11 protein-coding genes, 1 tRNA gene and 1 pseudogene are annotated in these 18,199 nt (G+C 40.6%); 7 read left to right on the top strand and 6 right to left on the bottom strand.

The features are described from left to right. Nucleotides 1-81 precede the first annotated feature (81 nt). Nucleotides 82-1,509, top strand: coding sequence for an alpha-L-fucosidase (locus GAVG_RS06425; protein WP_009993891.1), 1,428 nt, complete (start codon nucleotides 82-84; stop codon nucleotides 1,507-1,509). Nucleotides 1,510-1,615: 106 nt separating this feature from the next. On the opposite strand, the gene GAVG_RS06420 is transcribed toward GAVG_RS06425, so the two are convergent. From GAVG_RS06420 to GAVG_RS06405, 4 genes are all read right to left on the bottom strand, one after another. After that, nucleotides 1,616-4,768 carry a glycoside hydrolase family 2 TIM barrel-domain containing protein gene (locus tag GAVG_RS06420; protein WP_009993889.1) on the bottom strand — a complete coding sequence of 1,051 codons (3,153 nt, stop codon included), beginning with the start codon at nucleotides 4,766-4,768 and terminating at the stop codon, nucleotides 1,616-1,618. A gap of 103 nt (nucleotides 4,769-4,871) precedes the next feature. After that, complete coding sequence (locus GAVG_RS06415) at nucleotides 4,872-5,789, bottom strand: carbohydrate ABC transporter permease (RefSeq protein ID WP_004114082.1); 918 nt, start codon at nucleotides 5,787-5,789, stop codon at nucleotides 4,872-4,874. A 43-nt stretch (nucleotides 5,790-5,832) separates the two neighbouring features. Then, nucleotides 5,833-6,765 (bottom strand): carbohydrate ABC transporter permease, encoded by a 933-nt coding sequence (locus GAVG_RS06410; protein WP_004114084.1) that lies wholly within the window; start codon nucleotides 6,763-6,765, stop codon nucleotides 5,833-5,835. Between the two features lie 108 nt (nucleotides 6,766-6,873). Then, nucleotides 6,874-8,193: an ABC transporter substrate-binding protein gene (locus GAVG_RS06405; protein WP_004114086.1), complete on the bottom strand. Its 1,320-nt coding sequence runs from the start codon at nucleotides 8,191-8,193 to the stop codon at nucleotides 6,874-6,876. A gap of 307 nt (nucleotides 8,194-8,500) precedes the next feature. Between GAVG_RS06405 and GAVG_RS07635 the strand changes: the two are divergent. Next, a pseudogene (locus tag GAVG_RS07635) lies at nucleotides 8,501-9,640 on the top strand (ROK family protein); the annotation flags it as partial. Nucleotides 9,641-9,743: 103 nt separating this feature from the next. Here the strand turns inward: GAVG_RS07635 and GAVG_RS06400 are convergent. Both GAVG_RS06400 and GAVG_RS06395 read right to left on the bottom strand, forming a co-directional pair. After that, nucleotides 9,744-9,816, bottom strand: a tRNA-Lys gene (locus tag GAVG_RS06400). A gap of 99 nt (nucleotides 9,817-9,915) precedes the next feature. Further along, nucleotides 9,916-10,179, bottom strand: a complete 264-nt coding sequence (locus tag GAVG_RS06395; protein WP_009994234.1) for a mycoredoxin — start codon at nucleotides 10,177-10,179, stop codon at nucleotides 9,916-9,918. 151 nt (nucleotides 10,180-10,330) lie between these two features. On the opposite strand from GAVG_RS06395, the gene ftsY reads away from it, so the two are divergent. The 5 genes from ftsY (at nucleotide 10,331) to GAVG_RS06370 (ending at nucleotide 18,186) form a co-directional block, all read left to right on the top strand. Next, a complete protein-coding gene (gene ftsY, locus GAVG_RS06390; RefSeq protein ID WP_013399352.1) occupies nucleotides 10,331-11,452 on the top strand; it encodes a signal recognition particle-docking protein FtsY in 1,122 nt (373 codons plus the stop codon). 114 nt (nucleotides 11,453-11,566) lie between these two features. Beyond that, nucleotides 11,567-13,390: an ammonium transporter gene (locus GAVG_RS06385; RefSeq protein WP_004116419.1), complete on the top strand. Its 1,824-nt coding sequence runs from the start codon at nucleotides 11,567-11,569 to the stop codon at nucleotides 13,388-13,390. Nucleotides 13,391-13,765: 375 nt separating this feature from the next. Beyond that, the gene (locus GAVG_RS06380) at nucleotides 13,766-15,157 is read left to right on the top strand and encodes an MATE family efflux transporter (protein ID WP_009994237.1); all 1,392 of its coding nucleotides are present in this window, start codon (nucleotides 13,766-13,768) and stop codon (nucleotides 15,155-15,157) included. A gap of 111 nt (nucleotides 15,158-15,268) precedes the next feature. Then, nucleotides 15,269-16,744, top strand: coding sequence for a replicative DNA helicase (gene dnaB, locus GAVG_RS06375; RefSeq protein WP_009994238.1), 1,476 nt, complete (start codon nucleotides 15,269-15,271; stop codon nucleotides 16,742-16,744). Between the two features lie 65 nt (nucleotides 16,745-16,809). Beyond that, on the top strand, nucleotides 16,810-18,186 hold the full coding sequence (locus GAVG_RS06370) for a Mur ligase family protein (protein ID WP_172822332.1): 1,377 nt from the start codon (nucleotides 16,810-16,812) through the stop codon (nucleotides 18,184-18,186). The last annotated feature ends 13 nt before the right edge of the window (nucleotides 18,187-18,199 follow it).

Raw genomic sequence — 18,199 nt, 5'->3', positions numbered from 1 at the left:
ACATCCTTGTTTTTTGTTAATATAGTAAACAATTGATTGGTCGGTGTAAAGTTGCATTGATCGCTAAAGCAGGGTGGCAGCATGAATGAGGATTATTTAGCAAATGTAAGGCCTACAGCACGTCAAATTTCTTGGCAGCGCATGGAAATGTATGGTTTTATTCATTTTGGAATGAATACTATGACAGATCGTGAATGGGGGCTTGGTCGCGAAGATCCGAAGATATTCAATCCAGATAATTTAGATGTTGACCAGTGGCTTGATGCTCTACAATCGGCAGGTATGACCGGCGTGATTCTAACTTGCAAGCATCATGATGGTTTTTGCTTGTGGCCTTCAAAGTACACCAAGCATACCATTGCGTCCTCTCCATATAAAAATGGAAAAGGAGATATTGTGCGCGAAGTTAGTGAATCAGCTTATCGACATAATATGAAATTTGGCGTATACCTTTCACCATGGGATCGTACAGAATCATCATATGGCACTGGCAAAGTTTACAACGATTTTTATATTAATCAACTTGTTGAATTGCTAACGCACTATGGTCCTATTTTTTCCGTATGGCTTGATGGTGCTTGCGGCGAGGGTGAGAATGGTAAAACGCAAACTTATGACTGGCAACGAATCTATAATACAGTCCGTGCGCTGCAGCCAGATGCTGTTATCAGTGTTTGCGGTCCAGATGTGCGTTGGTGCGGCAATGAAGCTGGTCATACGCGCTCTAATGAGTGGAGCGTATTACCTACAGAATTACGTAGTGCTGAATTAACCTCTTCAAAATCACAACAATCAGATGATGGTAAATTCTCTCGCAAATTTGCGTCTACTGATGAAGATTTAGGGTCTCGTAAGGCGCTTGCACACTACGAAGGCGATTTTGTTTGGTATCCAGCAGAAGTTGATACCTCTATTCGCAAAGGTTGGTTCCATCACGATAATGAGGATAATAATGTTCGCAGTTCTGATGAATTATTTGATATATGGTGTAAATCTGTAGGGGGTAACTCAACACTTTTGTTGAATGTGCCACCGACACGTCATGGTTTGTTAGCAGATTCTGATGTTAAAATTTTAAAAGAATTGGGCGATAAGATTCGTAAATTCCATGGGCGCGAATTACGAGATTATGAAGCATTATCAATACAAGTTTTAAGTCCTAATGCATATGAAGGAAATCCAAAGTACTTGGTTGACAGAAAACAGGGTACAGCATTGTCATCTTCTAAGCCGATTGATTTTCGTATGGTATTTACTGAACCTACTTATATTGATGGCTTAGTTATTGAAGAAGATATTAGTAAAGGACAACACGTTGAAACAGCTGAAATTCACGTTATTGATGAATATGGAGTAAATCATCATGTTTCAGATGTTCATGCCATAGGATATCGCAAAATTCTACGTTTTGACGCGATTCGTGCAGTATCGTTAACTGTGAGAATAACTAGTATTCGTCAATATGTAGCTCTTCAATCATGCTATCCACTAGTTGCACAAGACGAGTAGTAGAAAAGAAAACTCTGATATAAATTTATTTCAATAGCAATAAAATACCGCTGACATAGAAACTTTCTTGTAACTATATCAGCGGTATTAGCTATAGGAGGGAGGGTTAGAATAATTGCAAATCCACATTTAGAGAATATGGTTTATTGGCAGGCAAATGATATTCGGGATGCACAGGCGAGCCCCACGAATCATCGCCGCCGACTCCCATTTGTGCTGCAAGAATTCGCAAGAACATATGTTTTGAGTCACCTAAATCACTTATATGTTGTGCTTCCTCTATCATAGTGCTGCTGTATGGAAGTAAACTTACGCAGAAGTTGCTAGTACTATTATGCCGCTGAATACGCATGCCATGCCCAGAATCGTCTGTTACGTTTGCCCATCTTACTTTTTCATGATTGCCAGTTTCTTGTGGAACAAGATATGGCATAAAATCGTCAAAAGCATTTGTTTTCCAAATCCCTAAACGTCCCGCACTGATACGGTCTGCATATGTTTCAACAGGACCAATACCGTAGAATTCAAGGTTTCTGTATTCTATTGGTAGCATCCATTCCAATCCAAATGCTGGAATGGAAGGTAAATCTTTTCCAGAAGGAACATAATTTAGTTCAATGTGTAAATCTCCTGATGTTTTAGACACATATGTTAAATTCACTGTTGTATGGTCTGCGTTAGCAAGTTCATATTTGTATACAATTTGTAGCGTATTGTCGTCGAGCTTCTCAGCTGTTTGATCTACGCATTTAGCATATTTACCTGCTACAGACCATTGAGCACGCTCAAAACCATGTTTGCAACCGCGGTCATTGTCTGTTAGTGCTCGGAATGTAGTGATCAAAGGGCGTTTAATCACAAATTCTCGTTCGCCAAGACGGTATGAAATAAGCCCACATTGTGAATATGAAAAAAGCGTTTCTATTGAAGAGTTACGTGTTCCTGCGTTCCAGCGTCCAATAGTAACAGTGCCATCTTTATGTAATCGTGCATCTGATATTTGCTTAGCTTGTGATTCTGAATTTTTAGTGAGTATTGTGTATTGGCCGAACGATAATTCGTATCCTTTTTGTGCCCAACATGTAGATTTTGCAAGCGTGCACGAAACTTCAAAAGTAATTTCTTCCCCACTGCTTTGATACTGTTCCAACGGCCACTCTATAGGCATTTCAAAATCATTTTCAGGTTCCACATTACACGTATATGGTTGAGACCACATAATTTTGCCGTCAACGCGTAATTTTGCCAAGAATACGTAATTTTCAGTATTCATGAAAAGCTGATGATTTTCTATTCGAACACCATTTTCGTTTGGATATAGTCTTATATTTGCATATTGTTGTTTAGCCTCAATGGCCTTAGGACTTGGTTTTCTATCTGCGAATAATAGACCGTTGCCACAGAATTCATAATCGGTAGGTCGATCATCAAAGTCGCCACCATATGCCAAATGCGTGCTTCCGTCTGGTAGGGTTTGTTTTATTGCCTGATCGATGAAATCCCAAATAAAACCACCTTGGTAATGCGGATACTTTTCAAGAGCAACATACTCGTTCATGTTTCCCAATGAATTCCCCATAGCATGCATGTATTCGCAAGATATATAAGGTTTATCTGGGTTGTTTGACACGTATTTTTCTATTTCATCTGCGTGAGCATACATGCGTGTTTCAATGTCGCTAGTATCGCGCCAAGACTTATCCATAGTCTGACCTTCGTAATGCACTGGGCGATGTGCATCTAGAGCACGAGCATGATGATACATAGAACGAAATACGTCTCCACCAAAGGATTCGTTTCCGAGAGACCAAATCAGCACACATGGGTGATTGTAATCGCGTTGAATCATGTTATCGACGCGATTTACGCACGCGGCACGCCATTCATCTCTACTCCCAGGAATAACGCATTCTGGAGTTATGTTTCCGCGCCCATCTGACCACGTTCCATGTGTTTCTAGATTAGTTTCGTCAATAAGATATAACCCATATTCGTCGCATAAATCGTACCAAACATCTTGATTAGGATAGTGAGAAGTTCTCACAGCGTTTATATTGTGTTGCTTACAAAAAAGCACATCGGAAACCATGTCATCATATGTTATTGCTCGGCCTCTGTCGCAATTAAATTCATGACGGTTTACGCCTTTGAAAATAATGCGTTTTCCGTTTAATCTCATTATGCCGTTTTCAATATCAAAATGTCTAAAACCAATCGGCTGCACTACATGTTCAATAATATTCGATTCTTTGCTTACAACATCAATATGTAAGTCGTATAGCGCAGGGTATTCAGCACTCCAAGGTAGTGCTTTAGGAATAGTAGTCTGTTTTAGTTCAGTAATCGTTTGTACAGGTAGCGTGCAGTCCCACAAAATCTCATTATTATTTGTGAATTTATCGTTGCTGTATTTATGATTTGTAATGTAAGCGTGTAGTGTAATATCTTTTAAATTGTCTCCTTCAATGTTTGCTCTGAATGCGAGTTTCCCAGTATTTGTATCATTGCTATAATCTGCATCAACATGAAGATTTGATACATGGGTGGAAGGATGTGCACACAGTTCAACGGAACGGAAAATGCCGTGTAGTCTCCAATAATCTTGATCCTCTAGCCATGATGCGCTAGAAAATTCGTAGCACGCTACAACAATACTATTTTCAGAATCTTTTAAAAATTGAGTAATATCAAATTCGCTCGGCGTAAAAGAGTCTTCACCATATCCAACAAACTTTCCGTTAATCCATACGTAAATAGCTGTTTGTGCTCCATGGAAGGTAATAGTAGCTTTACCTTCTTCGTTCAAAATCTGTTTAAGATTATTTTGTAAAACAAAATGTTTCTTATAAATTGCCACGTGATTTAAGGAAGGAACATTTGGTGCTTGAACGTCCTCATGGCCATCCCAAGGGTACTGAACGTTAACGTATTGCGGTTTTAATAGACCATTCATCTGTAAGTGTGATGGAACTGAGATTGTTTTATATGAAGAATCTTCGTAATTTTTAATATTCTCATCTAAGTTTTCAGGGTTGAATATGCGGGAAGAAAGTAGCTTTACTTCCCACGTTCCATTAAGTGACTGTATTGGTGTGGTACCGTTGATTGTGTAATGATGATGTGAATGCGCTGAAATAGTGTTAACGGCAAAAACCTGAGGATTTGTTATCCAATCAGTTTTTGCATAGTTGGAAGATATGCAAGTATATGTTGGCTCATCCCAACAAGTATTGTCATTATAAATAGATGGCCTAGCCATTACATGCTCCAAATCGTGTTAGTAAAAGTTAAGAATACGTATAGATTAATTATGCTTCTGACAGCATAAAACTGTCAGAAGCAATAAAAGCAGATTTAGCTGGTTACCCTTTTGTCGCTCCAATTGCTAAGCCTGATTGCCAGTAGCGTTGCAATGCCAAGAAGAGCAGAATCAGTGGGAATACGACTAGCAAAGATGCGGTAATGACTAGGTTTGGAATAATAGGCATATTGCCACCTTCATTGCCTTGAGCATTCCACTGTGCAAGACCTAATGCCAATGGATACCATTTAGAGTCTTTCAGCATTATCAATGGAAGGAAGTAATTGTACCAAATGGAAACAAATGCGAACAATGACACTGTTACCAATGATGGTTTCATAAGTGGTAATGCAACTTGGAAGAAAATGCGTCCTTCTCCAGCACCATCGATACGTGCTGCTTCTATAAGAGAAGTTGGAACACTTTGCCCTGAAAATGTCCACATTAAATATAGACCAAATGGGTTTAGTAGAGATGGAATTATTACAGCCCAAGGAGTGTTTGTTAAACCAAGCTGCGAGAAAATCAAGAACTGTGGAACTACAAGCAGTACTCCTGGAATTGCCATAGATCCTAAGATGGTTAGCAAAATAAAGTGTTTGCCTTTAAAATTGAGTTTTGCTAGAGCATATCCTCCCATAGTTGCAAACAATACAGAAATGATAGTGCCAATTATTGTGTATAGGACCGTATTTAGAATCCATCGTGCGAAAATGCCATTGTTATATGTAAATACCTCTACTATGTTGTCCCATAGAGCGAATGAGGATCCAAATGATAGACCGAATGTAGAAGCAAAATCAGCCTTAGTTTTTGTAGCATTTATGAATAGCCAAACAAATGGAACGAGAGCGTATAATAGATATAGATACACCCAGAATGTCATCATTGGACTCTTCTTTGGATGTTCAACAGTGTAGAACCTCGTGAGTGGAGGCATCGCTGCCTGATTATTTGATGATTTTGTTGTATTAATCATTTGTTCTTCCTTTTGGATGCTTCGTTGCATATTTCGTCTATGGTTAATCAGCGGTGACATTTTTGCGCATATTGCGAATTTGAATCGTAAATGTAACGACAATGACAATAATTGCCATAATCAATGCTGCTGCAGCAGCATATCCCTGTGAAGAGTCACCAAAAGCTAGATTGTAAATGTATAAGTTTGGTGTCCAACTGGTTGTAATGCCAGTGCCTCCAACCATTTTTGACAAAATTTGCGGCTCGTTGAAAAGCTGTACACTACCTATTATTGAGAAGATAGTAGTTATAGCCAGTGAGCCTCTAATCTCTGGAAGCTTGATATAACGATCTATTTGGCGATAGCTTGCGCCGTCAATTACAGCAGCTTCGTAAAGATCTGGTGAAATAGCCTTTAATGAAGAATAGAAGATGAGCATGTTATATCCAATAGCAGCCCAGCTAATCATTACTCCGATAGAAATCATGATAAATGAAGGAGAAAATGGATTTATATCAGTATGAGATATCTCATTAAAATTCTTGAACAGACCATACCTAGTTCCAAGGATGAACCCCCACATTAATGTGGAGATAACACCAGGAACAGCGTATGGAATGAATATTGAGATTCTGCACCAGTTTGTACCATATAGACGTTTCGAATCGATAGCAAGCGCTAGACAAATGGAAATTATTAACATTAGAGGGACTTGGATTGCTGTAAATATGAGGACGCGTGCAATACCCTGCCACAATAGTGGATCTCTCAAAAGTTCGAGATAGTTTTTTGCGCCGACAAACACGGTTCCGCCAATTAATTGGTGTCCAAAGAAACTAATGTACATCGAGTATACAAGTGGAATAATAAACACGAAGGTAAAGAGAAGCAAAAATGGAAGCACGAACATCCAACCAGCAGCTCCTTCGCGTTTAATTCCATTGCGTTGCCGTGTTAAATTCGCTCGTTTATTTTTAGAAGTGTTCAATATCATTGCTTTCCCCCAATGTAAAAACTTTTCAGTTAAATTAGGTGCTGTTGGTGTTGTAGCACCAACAGCACCTTAAATGGTAATGAGTTTATTTGCTATTATTAGTAAACATTATTTGCTTACTGTGAAGCCCTGTTTGTTTCCATAGTCGATGCACAGCTTAGCCCAGTTTTCTAGCTGAGTTTGCAGTGATTCGCCTTTGGCTACTTTTGCATAATCCATATTGTCACCATATAGATCACGCACTTTTTCCATGAACGGAAGGTACTGCCATCCTTCTCCTACTTTTTGAGCTGAATCGGCAATAGGCTCACGGTACTTCTGGTCTCCGAAGTAAGGGTCAGTAGAAGAGAGGAATTCGTTATTCTTAAGTACGGAAACATTTGGAGGGAATACTCCAGCATCAACGCGTGCTTTTACGCCTTCCTTATCGTAGGCAAGGAAGTGCAAGAATTTCCAAGCCCATTGATGATTCTTTGCTTTCGCTGGAATAGCAAAGCCAGAGCCGCCGTTTTCTGCGCTCAACTGTTCGCCCGCTTTCCATTGAGGCATAGGGGCAACACGGAAGTTTCCAGCTTGTTTTGGAGCGCGATCTTTAATGCTAGAGGTGAACCATCCTCCTATGATTTGTGTGGCAATAGTTCCATCGTTTAAAGCTCTGTTCCAATCATCGGACCAAGTTTTGATATTAGTTGCAATCAATCCTTCTTGAATCATCTTCTGATAGTAAGATACAGCTTCCTGCATCTTTGGATCTTTTACGTTAATATGAGCAGTGGTTCCGTTCACCTTAAATGGATGCCCTCCAGCTTGCCATACAAGAGATAGCAATGTGAAGATATCGCTTGCGTCATTTGTTATGTAGTACTTGTCTCCGAGCGCTTTTACTTTCTTAGCTGCTTGGTAATATTCTTCCCAAGTTTCTGGTACTTTGCTTACTCCTGCTTTTTCTAATATTGCCTTATTGTAGAACATGACGCTTGGGCCGTAATCCATTGGAATTGCGTATGGCTTATTGTTGAAGCTGATGTCCTGCCATGCGCCTTTCACAAATGTGCCTTTATCATTATTTGCGCCAAGAGTGCTTAAATCTACAAGTTTGTTTTGAATTGCGAAATAAGGAACTGTCAAGTACTCAAATTCCATAACGTCTGGAATTCCCGATCCAGCTTGAATGGCTGTATCCAGAGCCTGATAAGCGTCTGTTACAGTTTCTACTTTAATTTTTACGTTTGGATATTTCTTTTCAAATATTGCTGCTGCTGCTTTTGTTGGTGTTGTATTACCAGTCCACACAGTGAGGTTAACAGGTGTTTTAGTATCAACTTGCGCTGATGAACTCGAGTTATTGGTGTTACCGCATCCAGCAAGCGATAGTAGAGCGGCGCTCGCTGCTGCAATGATGCCAATAATTTTCTTTCCACTATGCATGGCGCTTCCTTTCTTTGAAGCTTTACTTGTCGACTTTGACGAGTTGTGTATTGATTGCCGGCGGCATCTATGTCGTTGGAACATTCAATGTTAACTATCTTAACAAATTATTTATTTGTTGTAAAGACCAAGAAATATACAAACACTTGTGTGTATATTGGGATGAAATCATTGTTAAGAATTATGGTAATTATGGTAATTATGCCTAGCGCGTATGTGTTACAGCTGGCTACAATGGTTGAGAGAGTACAATATAGTTTATTGTGAAATTTTGTTGTGAGTACATGTGCTGACAACAATTTTCCTGATGATTTGGCCTATTGGTGGGATGGTACGATGTAGTACTTACTTTCAGTATGCTGCAACAGCCCTATACTTGAGGAGTGTCATGTTTGGAACAACTGATGATAATGCCCTGTCTTGCTTTCTATCACCTTCTATGACAGTTACTAAAAAACATGAACCCGCTGATGTACGAATCAATAATCGCATGATGGTTTTTGGACAAATTTTTTCATCATGTCCTATGTCTAGAGCGCAAATTGGAAGGAAAACCGGATTATCGCGAGTTGCTGCGTGCGAAGTCGTGTCTGACATGTTAGATAAACACTTTCTGATGGAAAATGGATATGAACAACCAACGCGACCTGGTAAAAAAGGCACTTTAGTAAGTGTAGATGATCAATATTGGAATGTGATTGTTCTGGACTTATCAATGCCATTTTTGTTGCAAGCTGCTGTCATGAATTTACGCGGTGAAATTGTAACTAGAGTTGAAAAATCCTTTGATAAAATTACTGCTATTACGCCTGAAACTGTAATTGCTTTAGCTGAGTCACTACTTGATGGTGCCTCGCACATACTTGGTTTTGGTGTTGCTGTCCCAGGCATTGTTGATGAAGATGGTGTAGTAGTTGAAACTGCGAATTTTGGGTGGAAGAATGTACCTTTACGTAAGATGTTTCAACAACATTTTGGTAAGTTCTGTACGGTAGATAATGACGCGAATAGTGCTTTAATCGGTGAACGTTTTTGTGGAGCTGGAAGAGCAACTGGCATTTTTGTTCAAATCGCTGTTGGCGTAGGCGCAGCATTGTTAATCGATGATTCGCTCGTTTTGGGGATTCATCATGCTGCAGGTGAAATCGGTCACGTAGTTGTTGATCCAGATGGTCCACAATGCACGTGTGGTAAGCGTGGTTGTTTAGAGACTTTTATATCTGCAGCTAACTTACGAAGAAGAATTAATGAGAATCCTTTAGACAGAACAACAATACTACAGGAAGCAGGTCGTTCACTTGGACATGTGCTTGCTCCGTCTGTTAGCTTACTTGATTTAGATGATATTTTTGTATACGGTTCAAAAGATATTGTTGATGATATATTTTTAGGCGCAACTGAATATGCAATTAATGCCGAAGCCGCCTCAACATTACAAAATCATTCTATTCGTGTACAACAATGTTCTTGCGGTAATGACATAGTTTTACGTGGTGAGAGCATTGCTGTTGTACAAGCAGTACTTCGAAATGCAAATGAGTATAAAAGAGTGCCCCCTGTGGGACTCGAACCCACAACCCAAGACTTAAAAGGACTCTGCTCTGCCAATTGAGCTAAAGGGGCAACAAATGCCAAGTATACTACATTTTGTAGACTAATCCAACTTATGGCTACATGTAGCGTGTGTTTTGTGGCAAGTTGCTGCGAAATTGCAAGCAAAAATCACAAATTGATCTGTCCTAGTTCCTCAAGTTTTTCTTTAATCTGAGTTGCAGTCGGCTCAACCATAAAACTTCCATCGCTAAAAGTAACGACAGGAATATGCTTCTGACCGCTAATATCAATAGCCTTTTGTTCGGCGCCTTCTTCAGATTCAATGTTATGCCAAGTAAAAGCAGCATTAAACTTATTAAGCGCAGCTTTAGCTCTGATGCAATCGCCGCACCAATCTGCTCCATAAACATCAATCGATGGCGAGTTTTCCATACGTAATACCCCAATTCAATTTTTGATTACAAAATTAACTTACAAAAGTATTGTATTAAAATGCTAATATTTACGTGATTTTTGCTTACTTTAGCAACAGTCTTTGTTGCAATCTAATCAACTGTCCCTTTAATTTCATAGTCTTTATTATATGAATATAGTTATGGATTTAGATTTGATTATATGGTCCGCTGTTGGCACAGTTATTTTAGCAGTGCTTTTAGTGGCTGCGGCAGTTGTGCTGAGAATTATCGGCAAGTCGCGAGGTCCTTTAATACCTACTAGCAAAGATAATCCACTGCCTAGCGTGGTAAAAAGTGATAGCAATGTTGAACCATCTGCGCCTGAAAACGTTGCCTCTCGAGTTACAAGATTGCGCTCTAAACTTGCTAATAGTGCGAATCCTTTTGGTCGTGCTCTGTTCAACATATTGAGCAAAGATAATCTTTCAGAAGAAGATTGGCAAGATGTAGAAGATACGCTTTTAATGGCAGATGTTGGAGCACAGGCAAGTGATGAATTGGTTGAATCACTTAGAAAAGATGCTAGGATTTCTGGAACAGCAAGTGCACAAGATGTACGTGAAATACTTCGTGCAAAATTGCTGGATATTGTTGGTGCCAAAACAGATAGAAGCCTAAATGCGGATTCTTCTAAAGCACATAAGCCAAGTGTAATCATGATGGTTGGTGTAAATGGCACTGGAAAAACCACCACTGCTGGGAAACTTGCTAGATTGATGGTTTCGAAAAATCGCTCGGTAATATTAGCTGCAGCAGATACTTTCCGCGCTGCAGCTGCCGATCAGCTTGAAACTTGGGCAAATGCTGTAGGTGTTAAAATCGTTCGATCCGAAAAAGACGGTGCAGATCCAGCTTCTGTAGCATTTGACGGTGCCGCCAAAGCTAAGGAATCCAATTCAGATGTTTTGATTGTAGACACGGCTGGAAGGCTGCAAAATAAGGCAAATCTTATGGACGAGCTTGGCAAAATTCGCCGAGTTATTGAAAAAACTGTTCCTGTAGATGAAGTCCTTTTGGTTCTTGATGCTACAACTGGTCAAAATGGCATGGTCCAGGCAAAAGTTTTTGCTGAGGCAATTGGAATTACAGGTGTGGTTTTAACTAAGTTAGACGGTTCCGCGAAAGGCGGTATCGTGGTTTCTGTTCAAAAAGAGTTAGGCGTTCCTGTGAAGCTTGTCGGATTGGGAGAAGGTCCAGACGATCTAGCTCCATTCGATCCAGAAAGTTTTGTGGATGGAATATTGGATTAATCTATCGTAATTAGTTATTAATCACGCAGCGCCAGTTGAGTAGAATATAAAAGAACATATAAAATAGAATATTGAAGACATAACCGCCGAGGGTTGTGTATTGTGAGGTGAAAGATGACCGCAATGGATCCGCAATGGGCATTATTGGCCGCTGCTTTAGTGTTTGTAATTACGCCAGGGATTGCTCTATTTTATGGCGGTCGCGAACGAGCAACATCTATGGTCAACATGATGATGCTTTCTGCTGGAGCTATTGCGGTAACAACCATAGTTTGGACGCTATGGGGATGGTCAATGGCTTTCGCTGGGAAAGACATGATTGGCGGCGTTGTGGGTGATCCTGTGAGTGGTTTGCTTCTACGTGATTCAATGGTTGCAGATCATGGAATTTTTACTTCTATGGACGCAAACACAGGCTTGTCGGGCGGAGGTATTCCAGCAGCCTTTAGATTAGCGTGCGCTGTCGTAGCAGTTGCTCTTATTACTGGTGCGTTGGCTGGACGCGTAAAATACGCAATTTGGCTTATATTCGTGGCGGTATGGGTCACTTTAGTATTTGCTCCTCTAGCGCATATGGTTTGCGGAGGGGGATTGCTTTCCCCTAATGGCGCAATATCACAAGCTTTAGGAATTCAAGTACACGATTTTGCTGGAGGATCGTTGCTGCACCTGACTGCAGCAGTTTCTGCGCTTGCAATCGTGCTAATTATTGGTGGTCATGCGCACTTCCCGTTAAAGCGATTTGTGCTTCATACCAAATCCTCTACTGTTCAAGGTAACAGTAGTAATAATTCTGAGCATAAGGGAAATTTGGTTCGTGCATTGTGGGCTGACGTTGCGAGATTTAGTAAATTAGAGACTAATACGGGTTCATCATCTTCTAAAGCAGAAGATTCTAATGGTTCTGTTGAAGCTGTTAGTGATGTTGCTGATAATTCTGTAAATGTTCTAAAACGCCATCCGCATAATGTACCGTTTGTTGTTCTGGGAATTTTTATTATTTGGTTTGGCTGGCTTGGCTTAATGATTGGATCTTCTGTAGGTCTTCCTGGAGTTGCTGGATATGCTTGGGTTTCATCCACTATTACAGCATCTGCTTCTATGCTTGCTTGGGGTGTTACAGAGCGTTTGCGTTCAGGTTGTTTTACTGCTGTTGGCGCCGCGTCTGGAATTATGGCGGGTTTGGCCGCTAGTTCTGCCGCTGCAGATGTGATTGCGCCTTTATGGGCAATGGTATTAGGAGTTATTGTTGGTGTCGTTACATGCCTTGCAACGCATTCTAAGACTTTTGCGCGTTATGATGGAGCGCTTCATGTTGTGAGCGTGAACGGCATCGCTGCTCTTATCGGTATTTTTGCAGTGGGATTATTTGCTGATAGTAGCGGACTGTTTTGCGTTGGTGACTGGCATCAGCTTATCGCGCAGATTTGTTTACTTGTAATCACTGTTCTTTATTCCGGTGCAGTTACTGCTTTAGTTGCATTTGGTTTAGAGAAGCTTTTTGGTTGGAGAATATCGGAAGCTAAAGAGCGTAAGGGTGTTGATTTGGCAGATCAGGGTGAGCGCGCATATGACTTTTCGAGTATTGCTCAAGCTAGAGCTGGAGCTGTTGTAGAAGTTGCTGATTCTGAAGAAGGGAAAACCCAAGTGGCAGTTCTTACTCCAGTAGCTATTTCTGTTGATGAATCAGTTGTAGACGCAGATGGTGATTCTGTAGATGCAGATGGTGATTCAACGGTTGCTGGCGATAATTCAGCTCATTCTGATGATAATGTTTCTGCTCAATCGCAAGACGAAGTTGAATTGGGCGAAGAGAAAATTGAAACTGAAAATGATGGAAAAGAGTCAGAAAATTCAGAAGAATCTGATTCTAGTTCTGTGGAAAATAAGTCAGATAAATCTAGAAGTAATTCTAAGAAATCTCAAAAGAAGCAATAAAATATCAAAGTTTGTGTAAAGTAATCCCCCATTGGTGTGAATATCTCAAGATTATGACACACACGGGCTAAGTGATGTGGATAAAAACTTTGAGTTATCCACATTTTAGGCGTGTTGCTGTGTGTATCTCAAAAAGTTATACACAAATGGGGGATAACATTGTGGATATCCTGCGGATAACTTTTCCAAAAACAATTTTGATTTGCAATTGGCAAATATTTATGATAGCGAAATAAAAAGGAAAAGTCGCAAGCTACCGAACATCAGATTTAGAAAAGTAATGTAATAAGTAATAAAAATAATAAAAGTAATAAAAATAATAGTTTTATTAAATACTTAATCTAATAAGTTTTTTCGACAGTACAATAGTGCATTATGACAATAGCCAAGAGTAACGCAGCTACCAATAGACAAGAAGATAAAGAATCTGCTATAAACAAAAAAGATTTACTAAAGCATATATTTTCTCTAGCTATTCCTACATTTGGACAGCTTATTGCAGAGCCAGCGTTTGTTTTAATAGACACCGCAATAGTAGGTCATTTAGGCAAAACGCAACTTGCAGGGCTTTCAATAGGATCAACTGTGCTTTTAACAACAACGGGACTATGCCTGTTTTTGGCATACAACACCACAAGCCAAGTCGCGAGACTATTGGGTGCTGGGAAAAATCGTCAAGGACTAAGCGTTGGAATGGACGGTCTATGGCTGGCTCTTGGGTTAGGTGTTGTTTTAACGCTTGTTTTAATGGTGTTCGCAGGTCCGCTTTGTCAAAGCTTTGGTGCAAGTGGAGATACGCTTAAAAACGCGATTATTTACACTCAAACTGTTATGCCAGGATTGCCTGCGATGCTACTAATTTACGCGGCAAATGGCATATTCAGAGGACTTAGCAAAGTAAAAATCACACTTTTTGCTGCAATAAGTGGAGCTGTGCTAAACGCTATTTTAGATATTCTATTTGTGTTTGGAATGAATCTTGGCATTTTTGGATCTGGAATAGCGACAATGATAGCGCAATGGTATATGGGTATTGTTTTAACGCTTCCAGCGATTTTTTGGGCAGCTCGTGAAAAAGCACGTTTGCGTCCGCAAGCGCATAGCATACTTAAAAGCGCTGGAAGTGGTATTCCGCTGTTTATACGCACATTGGCGTTGCGCGCGTGCATGGTTGCCACTGTTGCAGCGGCTGCTCGTCTTGGAACAAATACTTTAGCTGCATACCAAGTTGCAAATTCTTGCTGGAATTTTGTTATGAACATATTAGACGCTATAGGAATTGCAGCTCAAACAATAGTCGCCTCTGCGCTTGGAGCTGGATTATTAAAACGCGCTAACATAATCACAAAAATATGCGCACAAGTAGGCGCATTAAGTAGCGTAATCGTTGGAATTTTGATGATATTTGCAGGATGGCTATTATCCCCGTTATTTAGCCCAAACGTAGAAATACAACTCTTAGTTTCAATAGGAATGACGATTCTTGGAATTTTCTTGCCGTTATCTGGATTTATGTGGGCTTTAGACGGAGTGCTAATCGGAGCTGGAGACCACAAGTATTTGGCCAAATCGTGTTCGATTACAGCTGTTGTATACCTTGTTGCGATTAGTGCAATGTGCTTCGTAAATATAGCTTTTGGCTCTACTGACATAATTAGAACCGTGTCATTGTGGGTGGCTCTGAACCTTGTATACATTGGTGGAAGAGCTTTAGGAAATTCTCATAGGGTTAAAACAGATGATTGGATGAAGTCTGCAAGTCTGTAAGTATGTAAATATGTGAAATATTCAAATATGTGAAATATTCAACTTGCGACTTGTGTTGGTTTATATCAACTTTTGTTGGTGTGCTCCGTGCGGGCGTTTATACTCGATTCTATGGCAGGTAATGATATGTGGAAGTCAAGTAGAAATGACGCAAACCAGTCAGGCAACGCATCATATAAAAGTATTTTGTTTGACAAGGTTCCGCCTCACGACGAAGACGCGGAAATGGCCGTTTTAGGTGGAATGCTAATGAGCAAAGATGCCATTGGCGAAGTTTCGCAAATCCTAGAAACAGCAGACTTTTATGTGCCAAAACACCAAACAATTTACGACGCGATCATAAGCTTATTTTCTGGTTCACAACCAGTAGATGTTGTTTTAGTCGCAAACGAGCTTCTAAAAGACGAAAACCTGGAGAAAATTGGTGGAGCAGACTACCTGCATAGTCTAGTTGCATCAGTTCCAACAGCTGCAAACGCGTTATATTACGCGGATATTGTACACAAAAATGCGATTTTGCGAAATGTGATTGCTGCTGGAACAAAGATTGCGCAAATGGGGTATTCTGCCACGGGAGATCAAGCAGAAGACGTTGTAAATCTTGCACAATCCGAAGTTTACGAGATGAGTTCTGGCAAAGTTCACCAGGATTATTCTGCTATTGGTCCTGTTGTTCAAGATGCTCTTGAACAATTAGACAAGTTGCAAAGTAACGAGATTGAAAAAGGCGTTCCAACAGGATTTAGAGATATTGACGACATGACGCAAGGCTTGCAACCAGGGCAAATGGTAGTCGTAGCTGGTAGGCCTGCAATGGGAAAGTCAACTCTTGGAATCGACTTTGCGCGTTCTGCAGCGTTGCATCACAATATGACAACAATTGTGTTCTCGCTAGAAATGAACAAATTGGAGCTTGCTCAAAGAATAATTGCAGCCGAAACGGATATTCCAATGACGGCAATGCATCGCGGGACTTCAGAAGACATTACAACAGATAGATGGACTAAGCTAAATGCGTTTTGGTCAAAAATGAAAGACGCTCCGCTTTTTATAGACGATAGCCCAAATATGAGTCTTATGGAAATTCGCGCAAAATGCAGGCGACTAAAGCAAACGAACGATCTAAAGTTGGTTGTAATCGACTATTTGCAACTTATGACTTCTGGAAAGAAAGTTGAATCGAGGCAGCAAGAGGTCTCGGAGTTTTCGCGTGCATTAAAGCTTTTAGCAAAAGAGCTAGAAGTGCCAGTTGTTGCGCTAAGCCAGCTAAACCGCGGACCAGAAATGCGAAACGATAAAAAGCCTCAGCTTTCAGATTTGCGCGAATCGGGATCTATTGAACAGGATGCTGACGTTGTGTTTCTTGTGCATAGACCTGATTTTTACAACAAAGAAGATCGTCCAGGCGAAGCAGACATTATTATGGCAAAGCATCGTAATGGCCCTACAGAAACATTTAATCTAGCTTTTCTTGGAGCAACGTCTAAGTTTAAAGATATGCCGCAAGGATACCAGCCGCAATCATATTCGCAAGGTAATGATGCTCAAGGTTATGATTCGCATCAGTCTCAGGCATATCAGCAGTAGAGTTAATAGGGGGATTGATGATCGTCAAAAATAAAGTGGTAAAACGCTGTTGTTTTGGATTCATAATGCCAGCTGTAGGGAAACTGGTTAGGATGATTTCGCGCGCGACAAACCACGGAGGAAGTGCTTTACCAGGCAAAGTTGTGGAAACACTAGACCCTGGGTTTTTGGCTAGAACGCTAGGAAAATTACCTTATGGTGTTGTGTTAATTTCTGGAACTAACGGTAAAACCACTACAACTCGCATGGTTGCGTCTATGCTTAGAGATGCTGGATTGCGCGTGTTTACAAATCCTACGGGATCGAATTTTACACGCGGAGTTGTAGCAGCATTGGTGCAAGAAATGCCTGTTTTTGGCACAAAGTTAGATGCGGATATAGCTGTTTTAGAGCTTGATGAAGCTTATGCGGTGCATTTTGTAAATCAAATAAAGCCGCGCTATTCGCTTCTTCTAAACGTTATGCGAGATCAGTTAGATAGATTTGGCGAGATTGACACTACAGCTAAATTGTTGAGTAATGTGGCGCGCGCAACTAAGCAAGTAGTTGTGCTAAATCGCGAAGATCCGCGAATTTCTGCGCTTTCTAAAGACGTTTTGCCGTCTTGTAAGATAAAATATTTCGGTTTGGATGATTCGTTAAGAAGCATGTTTCCAACCGACGACGATTTGCATAATGATTTGGCTGGCGATTTTAATGGCGATTTGGCTGGCGATTCGCGTGATGCTTTGCATGATGATTCGCATGATGATTCGCGCAATCTTTTGCATGCAGATGTTGTGTTGGCAAAAGTTGCAGATAATAAAGCCGATTTTTTGATTGATGGGCATAGAAAAACCACTAGCGTTAAGCTGCGAGGCGTGTATAACGTTTTTAACGCTGCTGCTGCTTCGGCGATTGTGCGCTCTATTTTGGCAGATGCTGCTAAAAAAGATGCAACACTCGCAAAATTCGACGACGATGCGCTTATGGAAGCTATTTCTCGTGTAACGCCAGCATTTGGTCGAGGCGAAGTAATCGAAGTTAACGGCGCTCCTGTGGAGCTTGTTCTAGTGAAAAATCCTATTGGGTTTAGACTTGCGCTCGCCTCGGATAAGCCTGCAAATCATGACACAATGATTGCGATTTGTGACGAATACGCGGATGGGCGAGACATGAGCTGGCTGTGGGACGTTGATTTTACATGCTTTAGTGGCACTGGAGTCACTTGTGTTTCTGGCACGCGCGCGTGGGATATGGCTTTGCGTTTACAATACGACAAAGTTGCCTCTAGAAATGTGAACACTGATTTAGAAGAAGATGTTAAAACCTTTGTAAATGGCGATTTTAGTAGTGATGCTAAAAATGCTAAGCGCATATATTGCACATACACTGCTATGCTTCGCGTGCGATCTACGTTGGGGCAAATCGCAAGCGTTAAAGACGTTGGAGTTGGAAAGTAGCAAGAAAGTAGTC

It is taken from the genome of Gardnerella vaginalis ATCC 14018 = JCM 11026 (assembly GCF_001042655.1).
Classification (GTDB): domain Bacteria; phylum Actinomycetota; class Actinomycetes; order Actinomycetales; family Bifidobacteriaceae; genus Bifidobacterium; species Bifidobacterium vaginale.
This window is presented reverse-complemented; position numbering and strand designations above follow the sequence as displayed.

Excerpts from the sequence above, each read along its gene's own strand:
- GAVG_RS06370 (WP_172822332.1), top strand. The coding sequence starts at position 16,810 with ATGCCAGCTGTAGGGAAACTGGTTAGGATGATTTCGCGCGCGACAAAC.
- GAVG_RS06385 (WP_004116419.1), top strand. The coding sequence starts at position 11,567 with ATGACCGCAATGGATCCGCAATGGGCATTATTGGCCGCTGCTTTAGTG.
- ftsY (WP_013399352.1), top strand. The coding sequence starts at position 10,331 with ATGAATATAGTTATGGATTTAGATTTGATTATATGGTCCGCTGTTGGC.
- GAVG_RS06380 (WP_009994237.1), top strand. The coding sequence starts at position 13,766 with ATGACAATAGCCAAGAGTAACGCAGCTACCAATAGACAAGAAGATAAA.
- GAVG_RS06420 (WP_009993889.1), bottom strand. The coding sequence starts at position 4,768 with ATGGCTAGGCCATCTATTTATAATGACAATACTTGTTGGGATGAGCCA.
- GAVG_RS06395 (WP_009994234.1), bottom strand. The coding sequence starts at position 10,179 with ATGGAAAACTCGCCATCGATTGATGTTTATGGAGCAGATTGGTGCGGC.
- dnaB (WP_009994238.1), top strand. The coding sequence starts at position 15,269 with ATGGCAGGTAATGATATGTGGAAGTCAAGTAGAAATGACGCAAACCAG.
- GAVG_RS06415 (WP_004114082.1), bottom strand. The coding sequence starts at position 5,789 with ATGATTAATACAACAAAATCATCAAATAATCAGGCAGCGATGCCTCCA.
- GAVG_RS06405 (WP_004114086.1), bottom strand. The coding sequence starts at position 8,193 with ATGCATAGTGGAAAGAAAATTATTGGCATCATTGCAGCAGCGAGCGCC.
- GAVG_RS06425 (WP_009993891.1), top strand. The coding sequence starts at position 82 with ATGAATGAGGATTATTTAGCAAATGTAAGGCCTACAGCACGTCAAATT.
- GAVG_RS06410 (WP_004114084.1), bottom strand. The coding sequence starts at position 6,765 with ATGATATTGAACACTTCTAAAAATAAACGAGCGAATTTAACACGGCAA.